The organism is Mycoplasmopsis bovigenitalium (genome assembly GCF_002356075.1).
Taxonomy (GTDB): domain Bacteria; phylum Bacillota_I; class Bacilli_A; order Mycoplasmatales; family Metamycoplasmataceae; genus Mycoplasmopsis; species Mycoplasmopsis bovigenitalium_A.
Genome location: NZ_AP017902.1, coordinates 794982 through 819118 on the forward strand (window position 1 = coordinate 794982; position 24137 = coordinate 819118).

Annotated in this window: 26 protein-coding genes and 1 other RNA gene; 12 read left to right on the forward strand and 15 right to left on the reverse strand. The window is 29.3% G+C overall.

Translation table 4 applies throughout. From position 1 onward, the window contains the following. Window positions 1-2 precede the first annotated feature (2 nt). The 3 genes from MBVG596_RS03435 to aspS all read right to left on the reverse strand — a co-directional run bounded on the left by MBVG596_RS03435 (window position 3) and on the right by aspS (window position 3506). Window positions 3-683 carry a hypothetical protein gene (locus MBVG596_RS03435; RefSeq protein WP_096387228.1) on the reverse strand — a complete coding sequence of 227 codons (681 nt, stop codon included), beginning with the start codon at window positions 681-683 and terminating at the stop codon, window positions 3-5. Window positions 684-789: 106 nt separating this feature from the next. Continuing rightward, window positions 790-1743 carry a prolyl aminopeptidase gene (gene pip / locus MBVG596_RS03440; RefSeq protein ID WP_096387231.1) on the reverse strand — a complete coding sequence of 318 codons (954 nt, stop codon included), beginning with the start codon at window positions 1741-1743 and terminating at the stop codon, window positions 790-792. A 50-nt stretch (window positions 1744-1793) separates the two neighbouring features. Then, window positions 1794-3506, reverse strand: coding sequence for an aspartate--tRNA ligase (aspS, locus tag MBVG596_RS03445; RefSeq protein WP_096387233.1), 1713 nt, complete (start codon window positions 3504-3506; stop codon window positions 1794-1796). A gap of 327 nt (window positions 3507-3833) precedes the next feature. Between aspS and tuf the strand changes: the two genes are divergently transcribed. The 10 genes from tuf to MBVG596_RS03495 all read left to right on the forward strand — a co-directional run bounded on the left by tuf (window position 3834) and on the right by MBVG596_RS03495 (window position 11350). After that, entirely contained in the window at window positions 3834-5024 is a 1191-nt protein-coding gene (tuf, locus tag MBVG596_RS03450; RefSeq protein WP_004418907.1) for an elongation factor Tu, read from the forward strand. 92 nt (window positions 5025-5116) lie between these two features. Beyond that, window positions 5117-5509, forward strand: coding sequence for a tRNA (adenosine(37)-N6)-threonylcarbamoyltransferase complex ATPase subunit type 1 TsaE (tsaE, locus tag MBVG596_RS03455; protein WP_004418904.1), 393 nt, complete (start codon window positions 5117-5119; stop codon window positions 5507-5509). Then, a complete protein-coding gene (gene tsaB / locus MBVG596_RS03460; RefSeq protein WP_096387236.1) occupies window positions 5509-6066 on the forward strand; it encodes a tRNA (adenosine(37)-N6)-threonylcarbamoyltransferase complex dimerization subunit type 1 TsaB in 558 nt (185 codons plus the stop codon). The genes tsaE and tsaB overlap by 1 nt, the downstream gene beginning before the upstream one ends. Next, the gene (tsaD, locus tag MBVG596_RS03465; RefSeq protein ID WP_096387239.1) at window positions 6066-6998 is read left to right on the forward strand and encodes a tRNA (adenosine(37)-N6)-threonylcarbamoyltransferase complex transferase subunit TsaD; all 933 of its coding nucleotides are present in this window, start codon (window positions 6066-6068) and stop codon (window positions 6996-6998) included. The genes tsaB and tsaD overlap by 1 nt, the downstream gene beginning before the upstream one ends. Window positions 6999-7114: 116 nt before the next feature. Next, complete coding sequence (locus MBVG596_RS03470) at window positions 7115-7354, forward strand: YdbC family protein (RefSeq protein ID WP_004418898.1); 240 nt, start codon at window positions 7115-7117, stop codon at window positions 7352-7354. Between the two features lie 56 nt (window positions 7355-7410). Continuing rightward, window positions 7411-8205 carry a GNAT family N-acetyltransferase gene (locus MBVG596_RS03475; protein WP_096387244.1) on the forward strand — a complete coding sequence of 265 codons (795 nt, stop codon included), beginning with the start codon at window positions 7411-7413 and terminating at the stop codon, window positions 8203-8205. Window positions 8206-8212: 7 nt separating this feature from the next. Next, the gene (gene ffh / locus MBVG596_RS03480) at window positions 8213-9568 is read left to right on the forward strand and encodes a signal recognition particle protein (protein ID WP_096387247.1); all 1356 of its coding nucleotides are present in this window, start codon (window positions 8213-8215) and stop codon (window positions 9566-9568) included. Next, a complete protein-coding gene (locus MBVG596_RS03485) occupies window positions 9568-10479 on the forward strand; it encodes a YwaF family protein (RefSeq protein WP_096387250.1) in 912 nt (303 codons plus the stop codon). The genes ffh and MBVG596_RS03485 overlap by 1 nt, the downstream gene beginning before the upstream one ends. Before the next feature lie 138 nt (window positions 10480-10617). Then, window positions 10618-11007: a transfer-messenger RNA gene (ssrA, locus tag MBVG596_RS03490) on the forward strand. Window positions 11008-11077: 70 nt separating this feature from the next. Then, on the forward strand, window positions 11078-11350 hold the full coding sequence (locus tag MBVG596_RS03495) for a hypothetical protein (RefSeq protein ID WP_096387253.1): 273 nt from the start codon (window positions 11078-11080) through the stop codon (window positions 11348-11350). Window positions 11351-11471: 121 nt separating this feature from the next. Here MBVG596_RS03495 and MBVG596_RS03500 read toward each other — a convergent pair whose 3' ends face one another. The 8 genes from MBVG596_RS03500 to mraZ all read right to left on the reverse strand — a co-directional run bounded on the left by MBVG596_RS03500 (window position 11472) and on the right by mraZ (window position 17571). Further along, window positions 11472-12062, reverse strand: a complete 591-nt coding sequence (locus tag MBVG596_RS03500) for a variable surface lipoprotein (protein ID WP_172412432.1) — start codon at window positions 12060-12062, stop codon at window positions 11472-11474. 54 nt (window positions 12063-12116) lie between these two features. After that, window positions 12117-12365: a Smr/MutS family protein gene (locus MBVG596_RS03505; RefSeq protein WP_096387259.1), complete on the reverse strand. Its 249-nt coding sequence runs from the start codon at window positions 12363-12365 to the stop codon at window positions 12117-12119. Beyond that, window positions 12355-13185, reverse strand: coding sequence for a DNA-formamidopyrimidine glycosylase (mutM, locus tag MBVG596_RS03510; RefSeq protein ID WP_096387262.1), 831 nt, complete (start codon window positions 13183-13185; stop codon window positions 12355-12357). Before mutM ends, MBVG596_RS03505 begins: the two co-directional genes overlap by 11 nt. After that, window positions 13185-13886: a 16S rRNA (uracil(1498)-N(3))-methyltransferase gene (locus MBVG596_RS03515; RefSeq protein ID WP_096387265.1), complete on the reverse strand. Its 702-nt coding sequence runs from the start codon at window positions 13884-13886 to the stop codon at window positions 13185-13187. The genes mutM and MBVG596_RS03515 overlap by 1 nt, the downstream gene beginning before the upstream one ends. Window positions 13887-13993: 107 nt before the next feature. Then, window positions 13994-15076 carry a cell division protein FtsZ gene (locus MBVG596_RS03520; RefSeq protein ID WP_096387267.1) on the reverse strand — a complete coding sequence of 361 codons (1083 nt, stop codon included), beginning with the start codon at window positions 15074-15076 and terminating at the stop codon, window positions 13994-13996. A gap of 2 nt (window positions 15077-15078) precedes the next feature. Next, window positions 15079-16236, reverse strand: coding sequence for an MAG3720 family protein (locus MBVG596_RS03525; protein ID WP_096387270.1), 1158 nt, complete (start codon window positions 16234-16236; stop codon window positions 15079-15081). An 11-nt stretch (window positions 16237-16247) separates the two neighbouring features. Continuing rightward, on the reverse strand, window positions 16248-17150 hold the full coding sequence (gene rsmH / locus MBVG596_RS03530; protein ID WP_096387273.1) for a 16S rRNA (cytosine(1402)-N(4))-methyltransferase RsmH: 903 nt from the start codon (window positions 17148-17150) through the stop codon (window positions 16248-16250). Further along, entirely contained in the window at window positions 17140-17571 is a 432-nt protein-coding gene (gene mraZ, locus MBVG596_RS03535) for a division/cell wall cluster transcriptional repressor MraZ (RefSeq protein ID WP_096387275.1), read from the reverse strand. The genes rsmH and mraZ overlap by 11 nt, the downstream gene beginning before the upstream one ends. Window positions 17572-17938: 367 nt before the next feature. Between mraZ and MBVG596_RS03540 the strand changes: the two genes are divergently transcribed. Together MBVG596_RS03540 and MBVG596_RS03545 are read left to right on the forward strand one after the other, a co-directional pair. Beyond that, window positions 17939-19129: a M20 metallopeptidase family protein gene (locus MBVG596_RS03540; RefSeq protein ID WP_096387278.1), complete on the forward strand. Its 1191-nt coding sequence runs from the start codon at window positions 17939-17941 to the stop codon at window positions 19127-19129. After that, window positions 19129-19776, forward strand: a complete 648-nt coding sequence (locus MBVG596_RS03545; RefSeq protein ID WP_096387281.1) for a trimeric intracellular cation channel family protein — start codon at window positions 19129-19131, stop codon at window positions 19774-19776. The genes MBVG596_RS03540 and MBVG596_RS03545 overlap by 1 nt, the downstream gene beginning before the upstream one ends. A 124-nt stretch (window positions 19777-19900) precedes the next feature. On the opposite strand, the gene MBVG596_RS03550 is transcribed toward MBVG596_RS03545, so the two are convergent. The 4 genes from MBVG596_RS03550 to recA form a co-directional block, all read right to left on the reverse strand. After that, window positions 19901-20737: a glycosyltransferase family 2 protein gene (locus tag MBVG596_RS03550; protein ID WP_096387284.1), complete on the reverse strand. Its 837-nt coding sequence runs from the start codon at window positions 20735-20737 to the stop codon at window positions 19901-19903. Between the two features lie 25 nt (window positions 20738-20762). Then, window positions 20763-21032: a glycosyltransferase family 2 protein gene (locus MBVG596_RS03555; protein WP_172412434.1), complete on the reverse strand. Its 270-nt coding sequence runs from the start codon at window positions 21030-21032 to the stop codon at window positions 20763-20765. A gap of 401 nt (window positions 21033-21433) precedes the next feature. Continuing rightward, window positions 21434-22894 (reverse strand): DNA recombination protein RmuC, encoded by a 1461-nt coding sequence (rmuC, locus tag MBVG596_RS03560; protein ID WP_096387290.1) that lies wholly within the window; start codon window positions 22892-22894, stop codon window positions 21434-21436. Between the two features lie 120 nt (window positions 22895-23014). Continuing rightward, entirely contained in the window at window positions 23015-23992 is a 978-nt protein-coding gene (gene recA / locus MBVG596_RS03565; RefSeq protein WP_004418866.1) for a recombinase RecA, read from the reverse strand. Window positions 23993-24137 lie beyond the last annotated feature (145 nt).

Consider the following 24137-nt stretch of genomic DNA (forward strand, 5'->3'; position numbering starts at 1 on the left):
TTTTAAATGTGACAAGACTTTTTACGAATAAGAGCAACTTCTCCAAATAAATCTCAACCTTCAGTAGTTCAGTCAATTTCAGCTTGTGAGAAAGTATCTGCAGTATCGCTAACTAATGTTAAAATTTTACGAACTGGTTTAAAATCAAAAATTGTACCCAAGTATTCAGTAGTAATAGTGATTGATTTCAAATAATGTTCATATTCGGTTTCGTCCATTGACTCTAGAAATAGAATTGATTTGTCAAAATTATAAGTATTTTCAATCCCATTATTAAACACGTGGCCTAATGTTTGGTTGTTATTTGTAAATATTAATCCTTTATCATCGCTATAAACGTCTAGTTTACCAAATAAATTATCAATAACGATATTAGATAATGTAAATCCTCTCAAAATAGTTAACATATTAATAACATTTTGAAGAGCATCGTTTGTTTCAAAAGCTTTAGGCCCTTTTTTAACAATTTCCAAAAATGAATTTTGCTTTATTTTTTTAGAAATAAAGTTTTTTGTGTATTCATCAATTTTGTTTTTATCATTTAATACTTCAATTGCCATTTTTTTCAATTCATTGTATTTTTCTTCATTTTTTACAACATTTGTAAAGTTTTCGATTTTAAAAGCAGTCAAAATTGATAGTGGCATTTGTTTTAAAAAATCTCTTGTAAGTCTAATTAGCATTTTTCCTCCATTTTCAGCATAAACTAAATTGATGATTAACCAATAAACACAATATTTTATGCTTATAAATTATACATTCATAACCGAGTATTATTAATTAATATATTTAATCAAAAGTTAAATTATCCATAATTTTAACAAGAGTTTTGGCGATTTTTCACTCTCTCTGTGTATGTGCTGTTTTACTTAACATAAATAATTTTGAATTTTGCATTGTCTTATGCAAATCATATGCTCCAGATGGGCGACAATCAATGTCATATTCTCCATGCACAATATAAGTTTCAATATGTTTAATTTTGTCAATATTATTCAAAATATAATTTTCAGGCATTCAAGCTTTATTGTAAAAATAGTAGTTTTCTAAAAAAGCTATTTCAGCAGTTTCTTTTGGATATTTATGTGCATCAAATTTGACTTTATTAACACTAATTAGAGCTGTTTCTCAATTTGTTCAATGTATGAAAGCTTTATTGCGAATATTTTCATCATTGCTATTCATCATTTCATAATATGAATTTAGAATATTTTTCTTTTGCTCTGTACTTAAAATTGAAGTATATTTTTCGAATTCAATTGGTTTAAGATAACTTGCTCCTTCTTGAAATAATCAATCTACATCACTTTGACGATTAAGATATATACCTCTTAAAACTAATTTTGATACATTTTGCGGATATTTTATTGCATAACAAAGCGATAAAGTAGTGCCTCAAGAACCGCCAAAAAGAATTCACTTATTAATTTTTAAAATTTTGCGAATATTCTCCATATCTTCAATCAAAAAATCTGTTGTATTGTTCTTTGTAAGCAATGATGGAGTAGATTTGCCACAACCTCTTTGGTCAATTAAAATAATTTTGTATTTTTTGGGGTCAAAAAATCTGCGACAAACAGGACTAGTTCCGCCACCAGGTCCGCCATGAACGTAAACGACTGGTATACCATTAGGATTCCCGCTTATTTCATAGTAAATTTTGTGTTCGCTATCATCGGGATTATAAAATTTTTTTAAATAAGGTTCTATTTCTGGATACAAATATTTAAGATAACTTTTCATAAAATTATTATAAAACTTTCCCAAACGGGAAAGTCTTAAAATGCAAACTTTTATACTAATCTTTTTTTGACTTCAATAAACAATTCATCGAGTTGTTTTTTATCAACAGAACTTGGCGCTTGAGTAAATACATCTTGCGCTTTTGCATTTTTTGGAAATGCAATTACATCTCGAATACTTTTTTCATTGGTCAAAATCATCACAAGTCTATCAAGACCCAAACCAATTCCACAGTGAGGAGGAACACCATATTTAAATGAATTTATGAATCAACCGAATTTTGATTGTTGTTGTTCTTTATCCATACCAATCATTTCAAACATTTTTTGTTGTGTTTTAGAGTCATAAATTCTTGCAGAACCTGATCCTAATTCAAAACCATTTAAAACTAAATCATAACTTCGAGCCATAACTTTATCAAGTGGCAATGAATCCAATTCATCTAATTCATGGTCAAATTGAGTAAATGGATGGTGTGCTGCTTGTCAAGAGTTGTTTTCTTCATCATATTCAAACATTGGTCAGTCAGTAACTCAAGACAAATGATATGTATCTGCCTTGGCATATTGGAACATTTCATTTAATTCAACGCGAACAGCTCCTAACGCTTTTGAAGAGTTTTCATATGTGTTAGCAACAATGAAATAAGAACCGTCTTTATTTTTTCTTTTTTCAATTAGATTATATACAGATTGGGAAACTTTATTCGCAAAATTACTATGTGTAATTTCGCCATTTTCAACAACAAAATAAAACAAAATATTAGCTTTATTTTTCTGAGCAATTTCCGCAAGTTGTTTGAAATCTTTTTTAGTAATTATTGTATCTACTTGCAATAGTCTTTTTGCAGGAGAATTTTTGATAATATCGAAATCAGTATCTAAACAAAAATCATTTATATCTTCAATTTTGTATCCAAATCTTAAATCAGGTTTATCAGTTCCATAATCTCTTAAAGCATCAAAATACTTAATTCTTGCCAATGGTGTAACTAAATTAAGACCTAGTTGAGCAAAAATATGCTTAAACAATTCTTCAATATATTTTTGAAAATCTTCAACATTTAAAAACGCAGCTTCAATATCAAGTTGAGTAAATTCAGGTTGACGGTCTTTTCTGCCATCTTCATCCCTAAAACATCTTGCAAATTGATAATATTTCTCAAAACCAGATACCATTAATAATTGTTTGAAAAGTTGTGGGCTTTGTGGAAGTGCTCAAAACTCATTTGCATTTCGTGTTGGAACCAAAAAGTCTCTAGCACCTTCAGGTGTTGAGCGTGCCAACATTGGTGTTTCAATATCAATAAAGCCATTTTTATGCATAAATTCACGCACAGCAAACATTAAATTGCTTTTTAAAATTATGTTATTTTGCATCTTATTTCTTCGCAAGTCTAAAAAACGATATTTTAGTCTTAAATCTTCGTTAACATTTATATCATCGCGAATTGCGAAAGGCAATTCTTCATGAGACTCTGAAAAAATAAGATAATTTTCAACAATAATTTCAATGGCGCCGCTTTTTAAGTCTTTATTCACACTTTTTCGAGCTACAACTTGACCACTAACTTCAATAACGCTTTCTTTATTAATATGAACATCTTTATTGAAAACACATTGAACAATTCCGCTTCTATCCCTTAAATCGATGAATGTCAATTCACCAAAACGACGTTTGTTTGCAACAAAACCGTGAATTGTTACTTTTTCGCCAATATTATTAATACCCAACTCTGAATTATTGATATATTTTGATTTCATTATTCTCCTAAATTTTGATTTTAATTATATTTTATTTACAATTTAGCAATATAAAAATTAACATAAATTATTAAATGTTGCAATTGCAAAAATTATAAACAACAAATATTAATAATTATTTATTTATAATTATTATTAATTATTTAATTAAATTATTATAATAAGCTACATAAATATTTTTTTAAATTTGTTTCTTTGCTAAAATTAAAGTGCTATTTTATTGATCGAATAAATTAGCCATGGATAGGATGCGGATGAAAGGCCGCACTTAGGTTGGTTTAGCGCTAAAACAATTTATATTTAACAAAATGAAAGGAAATATATAACATGGCAAAAATAGATTTTAGTCGTTCAAAAGAACACGTTAATATCGGTACAATCGGTCACGTTGACCACGGTAAAACTACTCTTACTGCTGCTATTGCTTCTACATTAGCTAAAAAAGGTTTAGCTGAAGCTCGTGACTATGCATCAATCGACAACGCACCAGAAGAAAGAGAACGTGGTATCACAATTAATACTTCACACATCGAATACGAAACTGAAGCTCGTCACTATGCACACGTTGACTGTCCTGGTCACGCCGACTACATTAAAAACATGATTACCGGTGCTGCACAAATGGATGGTGCTATCCTAGTTGTTGCTGCAACTGACGGGGCTATGCCTCAAACACGTGAACACATTCTACTTTCAAAACAAGTTGGTGTTCCACGTATGGTTGTTTTCTTAAACAAAACAGACATGCTTTCAGAAGATGAAGCTGAAATGGTTGACTTAGTTGAAATGGAAGTTCGTGAACTTCTATCAAAATACGGTTTTGATGGTGACAACACTCCATTTATCCGTGGATCAGCTGCTAAAGCTTTAGCTGGTGAAGCTCAATGAGAAGAAAAAATTATGGAGTTAATGAACGCTGTTGACACATGAATCGAAACTCCTATTAAAGAATTTGACAAACCATTCTTAATGGCAGTTGAAGACGTATTTACAATTTCAGGTCGTGGTACAGTTGCTACTGGTCGTGTTGAACGTGGTAGATTAAACTTAAACGAAGAAGTTGAAATCGTTGGTCTAAAACAAACCAAAAAAACTGTTGTTACAGGTATGGAAATGTTTAGAAAAAACCTTAAAGAAGTTCAAGCTGGTGACAACGCAGGTCTATTACTACGTGGTGTTGAAAGATCAGCTATCGAACGTGGTCAAGTTCTAGCAAAACCAGGTTCAATTGTTCCTCACACAGAATTCCAAGCTCAAATCTATGTTCTTACAAAAGATGAGGGTGGACGTCACACACCATTCTTCAAAAACTATAAACCTCAATTCTACTTCCGTACAACAGACGTTACTGGTGGTGTTGAATTTGAAGCTGGCCGTGAAATGGTTACACCAGGTGAAAACGTTGAACTAACAGTTAAACTAATTGCTCCTATCGCAGTTGAAGAAGGAACTAAATTCTCAATTCGTGAAGGTGGACACACTGTAGGTTACGGTAACGTTACAAAAATTATTAAATAATTATTCAAAATGGGGCATTGCCCTATTTTTTATTGCTTAATAAAAATCCATATTAAGTATAATAATTAATATTAAATATCTAAGGGGCGCTAATGGTCAAAATTTTTACAACAAACAACAATGAAAATATCCAACATGTTGCACAATATGTATTAAAAAATCTAACAAAATCAAAAATCATACTTCTTAATGGAGATTTAGGGGCAGGCAAAACAACATTGGTTAAGGAAATAGCGAAGTTAATTGGTATAAAAGATAATATAACCTCACCTACATTTAATTTTATGAAGGAGTATGAGGGTTTAATTCACATCGACGCATATAACTTGGCTCAAGACTTAGATGAATTTGAAGACTATTACCTAGATAATATTGTTGCTATTGAATGGTCAGATAATATATCCCATATGTACACAAATTATCTTGATATAAGAATCAAATTAGATGGCGAAAAACACGTATTTTCAATTGAGGAGGTAAAATAATGAAACTTTTTCTAGATACCTCAAATGATGATTTTGTCATTGCTTTATTCGATAATAATTTCAATAAATTAAATTCATATATCATTAAAAACCAACCAAAAAAAGTACCCCTTATTCCGCAATATGTTCAAAAAATATTAATTGAAAACAATATTAAAATCAATGATATAAAGGATTTTTACATTAATCTTGGTCCCGGATTTTTTACCGGCGTTAGAATATCATTAGTCTTTGTAAGAACCATTACCTTAATGACTAATGCAAACATTCATACAATTAGTTCAATGCAAATTCTTGCAAAACAAAACCCATCAAAAAAAGCATTTTCAATAAATGCAGCAGGTGGTAAAGTATATAAATATTTTACCAATGACAATATATTTTCAATTGAAAACATAAAAATTGAACAATTAGAAAACCAGGAAATTGATTTCATTAATTACGAAAATTTAATTGAAAATTTTCAGGATTATTCTAGTTTATTTACAACACAAAAAGATTTAATGAATATTGAACCATACTACATAAAAAGTCCGCAAATAGGAGTTAAGAAATAATGAGAATATTAGGTATTGAAACAAGTCATGATGATACATCAATTGCTCTATTGGAAGATGGCAAAATTTTGACGATGAAAACAATCAGTCAAATTGATATATTTAAAGAATTCGGTGGAACAATTCCTGAAATTTCTTCAAGATTGCATGTAAAAAATATAAATTTAATTCAAAAATTACTATTAGATGAAATTGAATTCAATTCACTTGATTATATTGCCTACACCGAAAAACCTGGGTTGATTGGCACATTGCAGATTGGTTATTTATTTGCGTCTGCAATTTCTTTGACCCTAAATAAACCATTAATCCCAATAAATCATTTACACGGTCATTTTTTTTCTAATGCAATTGAACAAAAAATACAATATCCATCTCTATGCTTGCTTGTTTCAGGCGGGCACACTCAATTAATGGTTGTAAAATCGCCATTTGACATTGAAATTATAGGTCAAACACTTGATGACGCAGTAGGCGAGGCTTTTGATAAAGTTAGTTCAAAATTAGATTTAGGATTTCCGGGCGGACCTATAATTGATAAAATCTACCAAAATTACAATGGAGAATTTATTGATTTTACAATGCCACATACTGAAAATAAATTTGATTTTAGCTTTAGTGGTTTGAAATCACAAGTTCTAAACTATTACAATAGCCAAACTATGAAGGGTGAAAATATAGATAAAAATAAAATTGCAGCGAGTTTTCAGCGCACTGCAATTAAATATTTAATTAACAAAACTAAATTAGCGCTTAACCAGTACAATGTAAATTCATTGACGCTAGCCGGCGGTGTAAGCGCTAATAGTGAACTAAGAAAACAGTTTATGCAATTAAGTGATAAGGCACTTGTTCCAAATCTTAAATATGCAACGGATAATGGCGCAATGATTGCAATGTGTGCGTATGAACAAATCAAGAATAAGTGCTAATTTTCCACAAAAATACAATAAAATTGCGATTTTTGCACTTTTTTATTATTACTAAATATTTATAATATAATTATAATATTAATATTAGTATTTATTGGTTCTATTAAGGAGAATATATGGCATACAAAAAACCAGAAATAACAAATAAAATTGTTCGCCACATTGGAAAAATAGCTGAAACAAATAGCGGTTACACAAGAGAATTAAACCTTGTATCTTGAAATAATGGTGAAGCTAAATACGATATCAGAGATTGAAGCGAAGACCACGCGCGTTCATCAAAAGGCATCACATTAACAATCGAAGAATTAAAGTCTCTAAAAGCGATACTAGATAAAGAACTTGAATCACTTTAATAGCTTATTGCAACAACCTTTAAAAGAGGTTTTTTTAATATTTTAAGTAGGTAAAAATGCTTAGAAAAGCTAATGAATTAGAGACTAAAAAAATCATTGAATTTCTTAATCAAGATAGTGAAAATAACTTTTTTTTAATTGGGGATATTGAAGCTTTTGGTTTACACTCAAACATTCATACAACATTTATTTTTGAATTAGAATCAAAAATTAAATATGTAATTTTGATTTATAATCAAACATTATTATATTTCGACCCTTACTATTTAATTGATGAAAAAATCATCAATTATTTCATTGAAAAAGAAGGTGTTAAAAATATTAATATATCTAGTAAAATGTTTGAAAATTTATCAGTTTTTTTCAATCAAAAAAACAGATTTGATGTTCACAAACAAATAATTTCAAAATTAGAGCAAAAAATTATTCAAGATAAAAACATAGCAACAAAAGCACAAAGTCAAGATATTGAACTAATTGTTAAATCGCGAATGAAAATTGACGAATTTAAAGATTTTCGCAATGATTATGAAAAAGAATTAAAACTTTATAAACAAGCATTTGATTCAAATGTTTCAAACCCATTTATTATTAAAATTAATAATGAGGTTGTTAGTTGTGCTCTTATTGCCATTAACGCAGCAAATATTAGTATAATAGGTGGAGTATTCACGCTAGAAGAACACAGAAAAAAAGGATACGCTTCGCAAGTAGTTAGTGCTGTTTCAAATTTTGTAATTGAAAACAATAGAATTCCAATGTTGTTTTACCACAACCAAAAAGCAGGAAAAATATATGAGGAGCTAGGCTACAAACCTATTGGTCATTTGTACACAATAGTTGTAAAATAGGAGGGTTATGTTTAATTTTTTAGAAAACAGAATTCAAAAATCAATTGAAAAAATGAATCGCAAGACAATGGTTAATGAAGAAGATATTCTTGAAGTTACTCGCGATATAAAAATGGCACTTTTAGAAGCTGACGTTAATTTAAAAGTTGTTAAAGAATTTGTTGCTAATGTTAAACAAAAAGCAATGGATTCACGTTTGGTAGGTTCTTTAAACGCTTCGCAACAAATGATAAAAATTGTTCACATGGAGCTTCAAGATGTATTAGGCGGACAAGTAAATGAATTAAAAATAACTGCTAGACCATTCATAATCATGATGTGTGGTTTGCAAGGTTCTGGTAAAACAACTGCGGCAGCAAAACTTGCTTATTATTTACGTAAGAAAAACCACATTTCAAAACCTTTACTAGTAGCTGCTGATATTTATCGTCCAGCCGCTGTGCAACAATTAGTTACTCTCGCTAAAAGCATACAAGTAGATTTCTTTGAAAAAGGAATTAACGAAAGTGCGCAAAATATAGTTCGTGAAGCAATTGAGCACGCTAATGAAAACAAAAATGACCTAATAATAATCGATACAGCGGGTCGTTTATCAATTGATGAAGCATTAATGAATGAATTAATTGATTTAAAACATATTGCAAAACCACATGAAATATTTTTTGTAGCAGACGCACTTAGTGGTCAAGATATTATTAACGTTGCTTCTACATTCAATGAAAAATTAAATCTTTCTGGCTCAATTATTACCAAATTAGACTCGGATGCACGCGGTGGTGCTGCACTTAGTTTGTGCAAAGTTCTAAACCTACCTATTCGCTTTATAGGTACTGGAGAAAAAATTTCAAACCTTGACTTGTTTTACCCTGACCGAATGGCAGACCGAATTTTAGGAATGGGAGATGTTTTAAGCTTAATTGAAAAAGCTGAAGAAGTTTATGACCCATCGCAAGCAAATAATATGGTTGCTAAGGTTCTAAAAGGCGATTTTACGCTTGATGATTTAATGCAGAATCTAGCCCAAATGAAAAAACTAGGAAAAATGAAGTCAATTTTAAAAATGATTCCTGGTTTAGCTAAAAAAGTTAGCGACGAAAAAATACAAGAAGCTGAGTCAAAATTTGCTTCATATGAAATTTTACTTTCATCAATGACTAAAAAAGAACGCAAAAACCCCAAATTGCTAAAACAAGCATCTAGAAAAGCAAGAATTCTTGCCGGTTCTGGTCGAAGTGCATTTGAATTCAACAGATTAATCAATGATTTTGAGTCAATGAGCAAACAAATGAATGAAATGGCTAAAAAAATTAAATCTGGAAATTTAGGCGACCTTACTAAAATGGGATTTGGCGGAGGAATGTAATGCTCGAATTCTTTCGATGACAACCCGATAATAAACACTTTTATTTCAAGGGAATAAGTCTTGCCTTATATATAACTTGTGTGCTTATTTCATTTTTAGCAGTTATATTAATTTGAATATTTAAAAACCCTATCAACAGATGATACAACAGTAAAAGCGTTCATTTAGGAAGTCTTTCATCAAAATCTTTAAAAATTCTAATTGGTTCAATAACCATAGTGTTTATGGCTATCAGAAGTTTAATTCTTTGATTTGCTAAATACCCAAATATTTATGAAATAATACCTTTCCATCTTTGCAGATTAATGCTATTGTTTACTGCATTAAGCTTAGTTTTTAATAAAGTAAATTTAATTAAGTATTTTGGACCAATAGCAATAATTGGTTGCATAATTGCCTTATTAAATCCTAGTTTTGATTTTGTCCCTGCTACAAAACCACAAAAAATTGGTATTGATTCAGTTTACTTCTATGATTATATTTTGTGCCATTGCTTCTTGCTTATTATTACTTCAATGCTACTTATAACTCATAGAATTCAAATAAAAGCAAAAGACTTACTTATTACAACTATATTCTTTATTTGCTTGGCCTTAATAATGTTTAGCATTAATTTAGTAACCTATATTTATGCTCCAAAAGGCTGACAAACTAATTATTTATACTTAGGTAAAAACGAGGTTAATTCGCAATCCGAATTGTTTGGTGTTTTATCTAAATGACCTTGAAACTTATTCACTTGAACTATTTTAGGATTAATATTTTATTCAATATTTATTGCTATTTGAATTGTTCAAGATAAAGTTCAAATTGACTTTATGAATAGAAAAATGAGTATATCGGTAAAAAAATGCGATAGATGAATTGAATTTAAAAGCCGCCAGCAAGTCAACAATATTCAAAACAAATAATATGCTTTACTAATGAACCATTAAATGGTTCATTTTTATTACAAATGCAATATAGGCCACTATTAAATTACTAATTATGCAAATGCTTAAATTATTTATTAAGTACCAATGAAATATGTGGTATATTAAATTATATGTGGGGGTGTAATGGCTTCGACATGTAATGGGTATTAATAACATCAGTGGTTTGGTAGACCATAATACTTCTAGGCTTTATAGTCGCAAACGATAAAAACAAAGTTCAAGTTGAACTAAAACACTTAGTAGCAGCAAACGCTCTACAAAGTCATTCAAATCTAGTTTTTGCGTAATTTGCAAACTAGTGCAGTTATAAATTCGCCTTAATTTATTGCTGTGGTTTAAGGGCTCGGAATTAATTTGTGCAAAATTAATTCTTAAAAATAAGCACAACCACAAATAAGCTTTTGCTTATTTAGTTTATTTGTGGTATATAAATAAGCTAAACTGTAAAAAGTGTTATTATGTCTCATTATGTGGACACGGGTTCAACTCCCGTCATCTCCACCAAATGCAACGCACCTAACCCGCAATGCGGGTTTTTTAATATATAAATATTAAATAATGCTAAAATTAACTTATGAAAATTTTCAAGCAATTTAGTTCACATAATCAGACCGAAACAATTGAATTAAAAGAAGAACTAACCTTAAACAAAAAAAATATTAAAAAACTTTCAAAAGAGAAACGGCTAGAATTATTGGCAGAAGCTAGAAATTCAATTAGTGAGGATAAAGTAAAAAATCGCAAAGCGATTTTAAAACGTGCTCTTGCAATTATTGCAATCGTTCTTTTATCGTTATTAATAATTGGCGGATTATATTTAATGATTAGTGAAATATTTGTGAGATAAATTAGTTCTATTTATTGCCAATAATAAACCATTAATATTATTTAATAGTCATATATGTTTTATAGGATTAAATAAAAAATGCACAATTTACAATTTAATTGTGCATTTTTGTATTAATGAATTATTGAATTATTGCTTCAAAAACTTGAGTTGAAATGTTTGGTGCTGTGTCTTTTCCATTATATTTATGGAATCTAAATTTAAATTTAATTTTATCACCTTCTTTGATTAAATCAATGTATCCTGAAGAGTTAAGGTTACCTTTGCTATTTTTGTAAATTGGACTTTCAGCATTTGTTATTGAAAAACCTTTTGGTAGTGAACCGGTTATAGTGCCTAAAACAACACCTTCAAATGGTTTAGTATCTGACTTACCATAAATTGTTGTAGATCCTTTATATGTGTTAATGAAAATTTGACCTATAGAACCTTCTTTTTTGTGTTTAGAAACTATAAAATTATCGCTTTTGAACTTTGATCAATCGATATTAACAGTAATCCCGCCAAGATCAATACTTTCGCTTAGGTCAGTATAATGAACAGTATCGTAATTAGCAACTTTATCACCAGCTTTTTTAGATGTATCATTTAAATCTGCAACTACAACTTTTCTTTCTTTTGGTTCTCATTCTTTACTACATGATGCAGCCACAAATGGAACAGCAGCAAATGAGGTTATAACTCCGCCAAGTGAAAATAATATTTTTTTCAAACTAATCTCCTTAAAAATTATTATATGCATAGTAATTATACTATAAATGCTGGTTTAATCTATATAATCTGAATCACCATAATATGACAAATTAACTATGTAACAACCTTCTCTTTCAATGTAATATTCCAAATTTTCATCTTCTAAAAACTGTTCAACTGTTACTTGCATCGCGCCTGTGCCTTTGCCTGTTATTATTTCTAAATAATCATAGTCCTGCTCTTTTGCTTGAAATAATCCTAAAATTGATTTACTAAGGGCTTGTTCAACATTATGACCATGCAAATCTATTTTAAATCTCATAATTGCCTCTTTGACATTTTGGACAATAATATGTGCCTCTACCGCCTAATTTATATTTAATTATTAATGTTTGGCATCTTGAGCATGCTTGATTATTTTTACCATGCACTTTTAAAAAGTTTTGAAATGAACCTCTTTTCCCATTCATAGATTCATAACTTTGAATACTACTGCCGCCTAATTCAATTGATTTATTCATTATTATGCCAGCAGAGTTTACAAGTTTGCCTAATGTATTAATATCTAGTAATTTAGAAGGAGTAGACGGATGGATTTTTTGTTCTCAAAGAGCTTCATTGGCATAAATATTGCCAATACCAAGAATCAGAGTTTGGTCTAAAAGTGCATTTTTTATTGGCATATTTCTATTTTTAAGTTTTTTGTGTAATTCATTAATATTTATATTATTTGGTTCGCTTGCTAATTTATTTAATGGTGGGCTATTAAATATAGTTTGTTTGGTTTTTAAGTGAAATGTACCAAAGGCTCTTGCGTCATTATAATATAAAAAACCTTCATCCAAGTTAAATATTAGATGGTCGTGAATTTGTGGCTTATGAAACTCTTTATAAAAAGAATATTTACCACTCATTCGTAAATGGCTTATTATAAATAAATCATTTGTAAGTTCAAAAATTATGTGCTTTCCAATATTTTTTACAGCAGTAATTTTTTGACCGATTAATTCATTTTTGAATTGATTATGATCAATTTCTTTGATTAATTTTTCCTTGTTTATATTAATAGATTTTATTGTTAAATTTTTAACTTTGCTATTAAGTTCGCGGGCAACAATAATCACTTCTGGAAGCTCTGGCATTATTTCTCCTTAATTTTACTTAGCATTTTTATAGCAGCTGTTTCTGCTCTTAGTATTGTTTTGCCAAGCGAAATTATTTTAATTTGATCATAATTTTTGTTTGCAACATAATCAATTTCACTTTGACTAAACCCACCTTCAGGCCCTATTAAAACAATTGAATCAGTTTCAATATTATCTATAGTGTTATCTGTTGAAACTAATTCATGAGCAATATACAATTTATAACCTTTTTCAATATATAAATCAATGATATTGGTAAATTTTTTAACACTTGTTATTTCAGGTATTACATTGCGAAAACTTTGTTCAGCAGCTGATAAAATTTTTGCTTTATAGCGCTGCATTTTTTTGTCACTAAAATTATTTTGAGCATATTTATGATTGCAAAATTGACTTAACATTGGAATTATTGTTTTAACACCCAATTCAGTAGCTTTTTCAATCATTCATTCAAAACGCTCAGGTTTTATTATTGGAGCAGCAAGCACAAGATCTTTTTTATATTCATTATCAATATTTACCTGTTCAATAATATCAGCACATAATGTTTCTTTATTTAATTTGCATTTATAAAAGTGATTTTGATAATTGATTAAAAAATAGTCATTTTCTAGACGAGCAACTTTAATATGGTGCAGCAAGTCTTTATCTAAAAGAAATGAATTGTTTTGTTTATTATCGCAAAAAAATCTGTGCATAACACTCCTTTAATTTATAAATATTTTACCCAAAACTTACATTTATTAGTTCATTATCATTGAATTTCGAATAAAAAACCGGTTACCCGGCTTTGATGCATGCATATTTAAAATTCTGGTAGTTTATCAATGTTTTTGTTTATTGAATCGCTTGAATCATAAGAATTAAAAGCATTGGTAATTTCATCATCTATTATCTGAGATAAATCCATATTATTATTAATAATATAGCTGGTTGATGAATTATGATTTCCTTGAGTTAGTATATAACTAAATTTAAGGTAATCATCTCGCGAATCTTCATGTTCTTTATAATCAATTCCAAATTTACCATCAATATCTTCAGGTAATTGGTATTCTTCAATTATTTTTTTTCTTAATTCCAAAATGTCAGCATATGATATTTTTGTATCTACTGTGCAATTAGTAAGTAATGTTGCAAAACTTGTAGGTTTATCAATAAAACTTGACGAGTCTCTAGCTGCTTCAAAAGCATTAGTAACTTTGTCGCCATTTTGCGATTTTCCGCTAGCAACAACAATTTTACCCCCATTTATTAAAGCACTTTTAACATCGCTGAAGTCAATATTTAGATCACTAACATTGCTGATAATATCATCAATAACATCAATAGTTGTTTCAACGGCAACATTAGCCATCTTAACTGCTTGATACATTGGCAATTCAGCATTTTGTTGTAACATTCTGTTATTATCAATTACCATATATGAATTTACGCATTGAGTTAATTTCTCAAGGTAATTGTTTGCTAATTCAAGTTTTCTTTTTCCAACTATATCAGCCATTGGCAAAGTAATTATTGCAAGTGTTAAAATATTTTTATTTCTTGCAAGTTTTGCAATGGTTTCGCTAGCACCAGTACCTGTTCCACCACCAAAACCACTAACAATAATTAGCATATTGCAATCATCGATGATTTGCGAAATTTGCTCAGAACTTTCTTCGGCAGCTTGGGCCCCTAATTTAGGGTCACCACCAGTGCCTGAACCATTTAGAGAAGTTCCAAGAATAATTTTGTTAGTTATTTTGGTTTTATTAAGTTTATTTTTATCTGTATCAGCTGCATAAATTTCAATATTTGCATTTTGACGCTCAACTAGCGACTCACAAATATTTAAACCTGCATTACCAATACCAATTACTTTAATTTTTATTGCATCAGGTTCCATTGCTATTTCCTTAAATTATTGTTTTTAAAGTTACTAAATAGTTTTTGAAAAATGTTTTTTGACTTGAATTCATTGACATTTGTCAATGTTTGTGATTGATCTTCTTTATTGACTAGTGAACTTAAAGTATATGCTCCATAATGAATTGCATCTAAAGCATCATAACTTTTATCGTTTTCAGAAAAATCAACAATTTTTATGTATTTAATATCATTAATATAGCTTTTTACTAAATCATTATAAGGAGATTTGATAATAAAAATTACTTGTTGACCTTCTGAATAATGTTCATAATAAGCTTTCTTAACAAATTCACATAATCTTTGAATTAAGTTTTCAAAAGCTTTTAAGATATTACCTTGTTTAGAATTAAATTTTTTTGAATTGAAATATGACCAGTTAGTTAGTGTTGCATCAAGAAATGTGCGAGTTTGTTCTTCACTGCAATTTAATTTTTGCGAAACTAACTTAATTACTGTATCAAGAGGTAAATTTCGGTTAACACTAAATAAGTTAACATCATTGAAAAAACCATCAATTTTTACACCCTCAGCATCAAACTGAACAAGTGCAACATGTTTATCTAATTTTTGCGAAGCATTTAAGCAAGTTGATTTTGAAAAGGTGTTTTTTATTGTTATATTGTATTTTTTAAATAATGATGTGATTGCTAAATACAATTCTTTGTTTGAATCTAAAAATAACATTGAATAATGAATAATCAAAATTTGTGCTTGTTTTTCAAAATTTAATGTTTGATATTTTTTTGAGACACCTTGATTTATTAACTCATACATAAATGCTTTTTTTCTTAAGCAAAATGAGTTATTATCAAGTTCTTTTGACAAATATTGTTCAAAGTTATTAATATGAGTTTGCGATATTTTATTATCAACTTTTTGCTCATATTTATTTATGTAACATTGAGTTTTAAAGTGTTTGTCATCCAGAATAAGATTGTATTCAACACTATATTTTTTAAACTTGATTTTTTGTGTTAGTAAAGTTTTTATAAATTTAATGAATTTCTCTATATCTTCAATGTTTTGGTAAAAATATGATTCGTTTAATATTGTGCTAAAACTTGAGTCAGTGTCGCAAATAACACTGGCTCGAATTATTTTGTTGGCTACTTCAAAGTTGACAACAAAATTCTTCATAGCTTCTCCTTTTATATTAATTTAGTTAAAACTCTTAATTTAGCACTTCTTGATCGATTGTTTAGTTCAGTTTCACTTGAACTTGGATCAATAACTTTTACACTGAAATTTTTTTGTTCTTTTATTGGCATTTTGGCCGGCATTTTATCTTTGATAAGAGCGCCAAAAAATTTTTTAACGATTCTATCCTCGATTGAATGAAAACTTATAATAGCCAACTTAGCATTTGGTTTTAATAAATCTAGACTTTTATTAAGCATAGTTTGCAACGATTCAAATTCATTATTGACAGCAATTCTAATTGCTTGAAAAACCGCTTTGCAAGGGTTTTTCGCATTGACAATTTTTGCTGGCAATGAATTTCTAATTACATTCGCAAATTGTAATGTTGTATCAATTGGGCGAGACTTAACAATGGCATTCGCAACTTGACGTGCAAGCTTTACCTCTGCGTTATTAATTAAAATCTGCTCAATAGATGCAACATCATAATTATTGATGATGTAATGCGCATCTAAACTTTGATTTTGGTCCATTCGCATATCAAGATATGCATCTTTGTTGTAACTAAAACCGCGCTCAGCATTATCAATTTGTGGAGAAGAAATTCCTAAATCTGCAATTATTCCATCAACAGATTTAATTCCAAGTTTATTTAGCTCTTCAGTTATATATTTAAAGTCTGACTTAACTAATATGAAATTTGCATTAATTTTACTCAAACGCTCGCGACTTTTCTCTATCGCAAAGTCATCTTTGTCAAAACTAATTAGTTTACCTGTTGTTAATTTTTCTAATATGGCTGCTGAATGCCCACCCATTCCAAGCGTTAAATCCACATAAATTCCATCTGGTTTAACTTGCAATGAATCAATAGTTTCCTCCAGCAACACTGAATAATGATTATCTAGCATATTTTGCTAACTCGTTTGCGGCATTTTCTAATTCTTCAACACTTATTTGCTCATTATATTTTTCAAAGTTTTCTGCTGACCAAAGTTCAACAGAATTACCAACCCCAATAAAAATAACGTCTTTTTGGATAGCAGCTTTAGTAATAACGTTTTTTGGCAAAACAAAACGTGCCATTGAATCAAGTTCGATTTCGTGAGTGTTTCCAAGTCAAAAACGCTTTAACAAATTCGCGTTTTTATCAAAAGCACTCTTAGAAGTTAAGTCGGCAGTTAATTTTGCAAACTCAGCTTCGCTTCGTAATTCAACAATATTTTGCATTCCGATTGTTAAATAGAATTTTGAGCCCAGTGCATCACGCAATTTAGCGGGCAACGCAACTCTATTTTTCGAATCAATTGTTCTATCGTATTGTCCGTACACACTTTCCTCCACTATCCACCACTATTCTACATTATTATTGCTTTAATTTTTAATTAATTTTTAATATTTTTTTCAAGATTTTTGCTGGCAAAACAAAAACGAATTTTTGGGTGATTTTTTACGGCAAAAATTCGTTTTTTGTAAATTAAACAATTTTGTAAAAAGGTGGGTAAAAATTTATGGAATAAGCATTTCATAATTAAAAAATCTATTTTTTGGAACCAAAGATAAAAAAATAGTCAAAGATGAGCAAAAAATCAATCTATTTTTCAATGAATTTTTGAATGCATTTTGCAAAATAAATAATTACGAAAAAATTACCTAGATATATAATTTAAATTATTTATTTTATATTTGAAGGAGCTACATGTCTTATTTAACAAGAGCAAAAGAACTTTTTGAAGAAGCAAAACAAATTAGACGTCAAATTCACACTAATCCCGAAGTTGGATTCGAATTGCCAAATACTGCAAAATTAATTGAAAAAATATTAGATAAGTACAATATCGAACACCAAAGACTAGGTGATACCTTCGCAATTATTGGAACATTAGGCGATGCCAAAAAAGGTAAAACTTTACTTTTAAGAGCTGATATGGACGCACTGCCAACTACTGAAGAATCAGGATTAGATTTTGCGTCTAAAAATGGTGCTGCACACCTTTGTGGCCATGATTTGCACACTACTTGTTTACTTATTTCTTTAATTATTCTTAAAGAAAATGAAAACAAATTAAAAGGACAAATTAAATTTTTATTCCAACCAGCCGAAGAGACACTAAATGGTGGAGCACTAATGCTTAAAAAAGGTATTTTAAATAACCCTAAACCAGATGCTGGCTTAGCACTTCATATGTGACCTAATGGCGAAAAACTTGGTATATTAGTTCAAAGAAAAGAAGCACTAGCATCTGCACTAAATTTCAAAATCGAAATTGAGGGCAAAGGTGCGCATGGCGCTATGCCATTTAATGGTGTTGATCCAGTTTTTGTAGCATCACAAATTATTAATGCAACAAATGGTATTCTTGCAAGAGAATTGCCATCAAATAAAGGTGCATCATTATCAATGGGCTTTATTGAAGCTCCTGGTGGAGCTATTAATGTTGTGCCATCAAGAGCATATCTTCAAGGTACAGCTCGTTCATTATTTACTGAAACTACCGAACACTTAAGAACTCGTCTTCCAGAAGTAACTGAGTATATTGCTAAGGCATTTAGAGCAAATGCTAAATTTGAATTTGTAGCAAATGTTCCTGCACTAGTTAATGATGAAAATATGGCTGATTTAGTTATAGAATCATCACAGCAAGCGCTTAATAATGAATATAATGTTGATTATTATGAACCCGCACTCGCTTCAGAAGATTATGCTCACATTGCTGACGAATTGCCAGAATCTTGTTACTTTTTAGTTTCGTGTCCAGCTTTTGAAGACAAAAGTAAAAATATTGGTGTTCATAACCCTAAAACCATATTTAACGAGCAAGCACTAATTATTGGTCCAACTGCCATGGTTCAATCTGCAATTAATTGATTAGATAAAAATTCTAAGTAATGCTTAAAATCTTAGGTTTAGAACTAGATTGAGTTACCATTTTTGAAATAATTGGCACAATAGCCTTTGCTGCATCAGGGGCTGATGTAGCAATCAAAAAGAAAATGGACTTATTTGGTATAACTGTTTTAGGTGTCACAACCGCTGTTGGCGGGGGAATCATTCGTGACATTATATTAAACAAAGATGAACTAACAGCATTTACTAGCCCAATATATATATCTTTGGCAATAGTGGCATCAATAATTACCTTTTTATTAAAAAATAAAAGAATTATTGATGTTGATAGCAAATTTTTCAATTTTGTAGATGCTCTAGGACTTGGTGTGTTTACAATCGTTGGCAGTCAGCAAGCAATCCAAATAAAACAAATAACTGAAATAAGTGCGAGAAATATAATATTAATAATGTTCACTGGCGCTATAACAGGTGTTGGTGGGGGGATAATTAGGGATATATTTGCCAATCGAGTCCCAGTTATTTTTGAAAAAAATATATATGCCTTAGCTTCAGTTTTGGGAACAATTATTTTAATGCTTCTTTATCGTGTTGATATTAAGTTTGCGATGCTAATTGCCTCATTTACTGTGATTATGGTTAGAATCTTGTCAATTAAGTTCAATGTATCGCTCCCAAAACCCAAATAATAAAATGCGCGCGTGCGCATTTTTTAGTCTCCATAAAATAAAACAGAAATATATGAATCAATAATTTGTTTAGAACGCTCAATAATTTGTTCTTTAAATAAATAAGAAATTCATTCATAATTTCCTACATTTGAACTATATCTTTTGTGTCTGAATGTTTAATAGGTTTTCAAACCACTTTTTTCTTTAATAGCGCAGTTAAAAAAGCTGCTAAGTAAATGAAAAATGCAATCGGAAACAAAATTGAGTATCAAATCTTTTTTATAAAAGAGGCTTTGATTCTTTTAAACTCGGTCAAAGTTGTTATTAATCCAAAAACAAAAGGAGTTAAAAGTGTTAAACTAATTCCGATAGTTAAATTAATAATTGCATAATTTCCTAGAGCAATGTTAGAAGTTGAATATCCAAAAATCGCAAATGACAAATTAACCAAAAATGAAAGAATAAAAATTAAACTAGTTGGGAAAATGAATGAAAATATATCAAACGCAGATATACTTGTGAATGATTTTAAAAATAGTTTTCCAGAATATTTTCTAAAAACTTGTAGAAAACCTTTAGCTCAGCGAGTTCGTTGTCTAAAAAATGTTTTTAAATCTGTCGGCTGCTCATCATATGTTATAGCATCTTTAGCATAACCTATTTTTTGACCCTTTGAAACTAAATCTGATGATAGTTGAATATCCTCAGTTAGTAAATGGTATTTTCAACCATCTTTTAAAATATTTGAGTCAACTAAAAATCCTGTGCCAGATATCGAACAACTTATATTAAGAGCTTTTTTTGGTCTATTAACAAATACTGATTCACGAATGTACATTAATCCAGAGATTGCTGCAACCCATGATGAATTGTAATTTTTAGGCATTCTGTATGATGTAATTATTTTGTATCCTTTTGAATACTCAATATTGATGTAGTGTAAAAAATCTTTATCAACCACATTGTCAGCATCAAACACAATAAAAGCATCATATTCTAATGAATTAGATAGCTGCCCCCCGTCTTAATTGGTTAATATGCTTTATTGCATAATCCAAAGTATAGCCTTTGCCGATGTTTTGAGCATCATTTCTTTCAATAACAATTGCGCCCTGTTGGTCAGCAATTTCTTTTGAATTATCAGTGCAATTGTCTGCAATTACATAAATATCAAATAAATCAGATGGATAATTTTGACATTTAAGTGACTTAATTAAATTCGCAATCACACTACTTTCGTTTCGAGCAGGGATTAAAATCGCAAATTTGTGCATAGCGCACATTAAATTATTCTTTTTATTTTTAAATATCCTCAATATGAATCCAACAACAAAATACAAGATATTTAAAAATAGGAATAAAAGGGAAAATATCAACATCGATATATTGAACCACATTAAAAATATTTGCATTATTGCTCCTTAACAAATTATTTAGCATTGTTTCATTGCTTAATACTAAATAAATATCAAAAATTATAATAAAGTTTTTATTAAAAGTAATAAATATTACATTTATAGAGAAATAAATATATAAATAATATTGATTAAAGTTACGACAATTACAGTTAACAATGTTTAATAAATCACAAGCACTAAAAAGTTTCTATTAAAACTAAACAAAAAAGCTAACACTTTTAACGCGTTAACTTTTTTTTCATGTTTAACAGTGTTAGCTAGTTTAAATGTTCACTTGCATCTTCGTATTCTTCATCAAATGAAACATCAATTTTGCTTTTTTTAGCAATTCCAAGCGAACTTGCTTGTTTATTGATACTTCCCAAAACACTATCTGAGTGTTTTTTAACTGTAATGATTGATTTTTTGGCCTTATCAATTGATTTGGCACTATCAGAAACACTCTTAACAAGTTTTTCATATGTTGATTGAACACTTAAAAATAAGTCACGAATCTTATCAATTTGTTGTGAAAAATGATAGTTATTGCTTTGCATAAATATTGAATAAATGAATGCTAGAATATTGGTTGGTCCTAAAACTTGAACATAATGTTCTTTGTATAAGTCAAAGATAAATCCATTACCCTCTTTTATTAAAGTTAAATAAATTGTTTCAGCTGGAATATACATTATTGCGTAAGGAGTTGTTTTTTTGTTAGGTTTTATGTATTTATCGGCTATATCTTTGGCTTGTTTTTTAACAGCATCTCTTAGTGCTTTAAATTTTTCTGCTTTTCTAGATGGGTCATCTTCTTCATCGAATTTTTTTCAAATATCTAAATGGAATTTTGAATCAATTGGAATTAGTATTGATTTTGTTGTATCAAGTTCTCCATCTTTTTCATTCATTATTGATTTAATAACAAAGTCGACTTTTTCTTGTGTGTTAGGGTCAATTGAGTATTGTTCAAATCATAACTTATCTTTAAGATTCGGGAAATGATGTTGCAGCATTTGTGAAAGTGAAAATTCACCAATTAAACCAACAGTTTTGTTGTTATTAAATACTTTTTCAAGCCCCATAACACTTTTTTGAACAGTTTCAAACTTAGTCATTCCTTGGTTCATTTCATCCATTGAAGTTTTAATATTATTAAACTGTTCTTTAATGTGTTTGGTTAGTTTATCTTCAAAGTGTGAGTCAATATTTTCTTTAATTGTTTTGTATCAACTATCATTGTTGTTGGTGATTTCTAACAATTTTTTATCGATTTTCGCATTCAAATTTTCAATTGATTCATTATTGATTTTAATTATTTTTGCTTCTAAATCTTTAAAGTTTGATTCCTGCTGCGCAATGTTTTTATTTATTTTTTCATTGCCATCAAGCAAATTTTTATGAATCAATTCGTTTCCTTCTTTTAGATTTTTATTGATTGAATCCAAATTAGTTTGATTGTTTTTGTTTAATTCATCTTTAACATTGCTCAAAACATCCTTTACATTACTTAATTGTTGAGTGATGCTCAAAGCAATATCTTTTTCAATATTGCTTGAGATATTTTTACTCATACTATCAAATTGTTCTTTAACACCATCATTAATGCCTTTAGAAATATTTTCACCAAATGAATTGAATTTACGGCGTTTTAGTAAAAATACAATTGATTGAGTAATTGCAAAAACAATGATAAATATCATTGTAAAAATTAACAAAATCAATATTGCTAAATCCATATTTTTCCTCCTGATTTATTTCTAATTTAATTATATGCTGAATTATTAACTTGCTTTCTGAATTATCATCAAAAATAGACAATGTTTATAAACATTGCTATTAATCAACGAAAATAATTGTTAATTTAAGGTTTTCTGTTCTATTTCTTTTCTGAATTCGTCTTGTGATTTTAATAAATCTTTAAGTGCTTTTTTACCTTGACATAGATTCTGGTTTTGATATGAATATCAAGACCCTTTCTTTTCAAAAACATTCTTTTCACATGCTAACTCAATTAATTCTCCAATTGAATCAACACCCTGACCGAAAATTATTTCTGTTTGGAACGTTTTAAATGGCGGCGCTAATTTGTTTTTAACAACCTTAATTTTGACATCATTACCGACAATTTCTTTGCCATCAACAATTGATGATACTCTTCTAACTTCAATTCTTACCGATGAATAAAATTTAAGAGCTCTACCACCAGTTGTGGTTTCAGGATTACCAAACATAACACCAATTTTTTCTCTTATTTGATTAACAAAAATAATAGTTGTATTTGTTTTATTTAATGTTGCAGTAATTTTTCTCAATGATTTTGACATCAATCTAGCATGCAAGCCAATTTGATTATCAGACATTTCGCCGTTTAACTCGGCTTCAGGAACTAAAGCAGCAACTGAATCAACAATTATTAAATCAATTGCACCTGATTTTGCTAAATAATCAACAATATCCATTGCTTGCTCACCACTATCGGGCTGAGAAATGATAACTTTTTCTAAATCAATTCCTAAATTAGCAGCGTAATTGGGGTCAATTGAGTGCTCAGCATCAATAAAGGCCGCCACTCCACCCGCTTTTTGTACTTGCGCGATAGCGTGCAAGCATAATGTGGTTTTACCACCACTTTCAGGGCCAAATATCTCTATTATTCTGCCTTGTGGATAACCCTTAATCCCTAATGCTTCATCAAGTAAATATGAACCGGTTGGAATTACTTTAATTGATTTTGTTAAATCTGATGTGTCAAAAAATGTTATAGCCTCTTCACCAAATTTCTTAGTTATTTCGCTAATAGCTTTTTGAACTGCGTCGTTTTCGATTTTTTTCATTCTATTTTCCTTTCAATATGCTATTAGCAATAATTCAAATTTTATTTAAATAAGGAAAAAATTATTAAAAATTGTTTTATTTTTCAATAAACTCTTAAATTATTTTTTTATTTTAAGCTATTAAATTTTAATTAGAAAGTTAGCT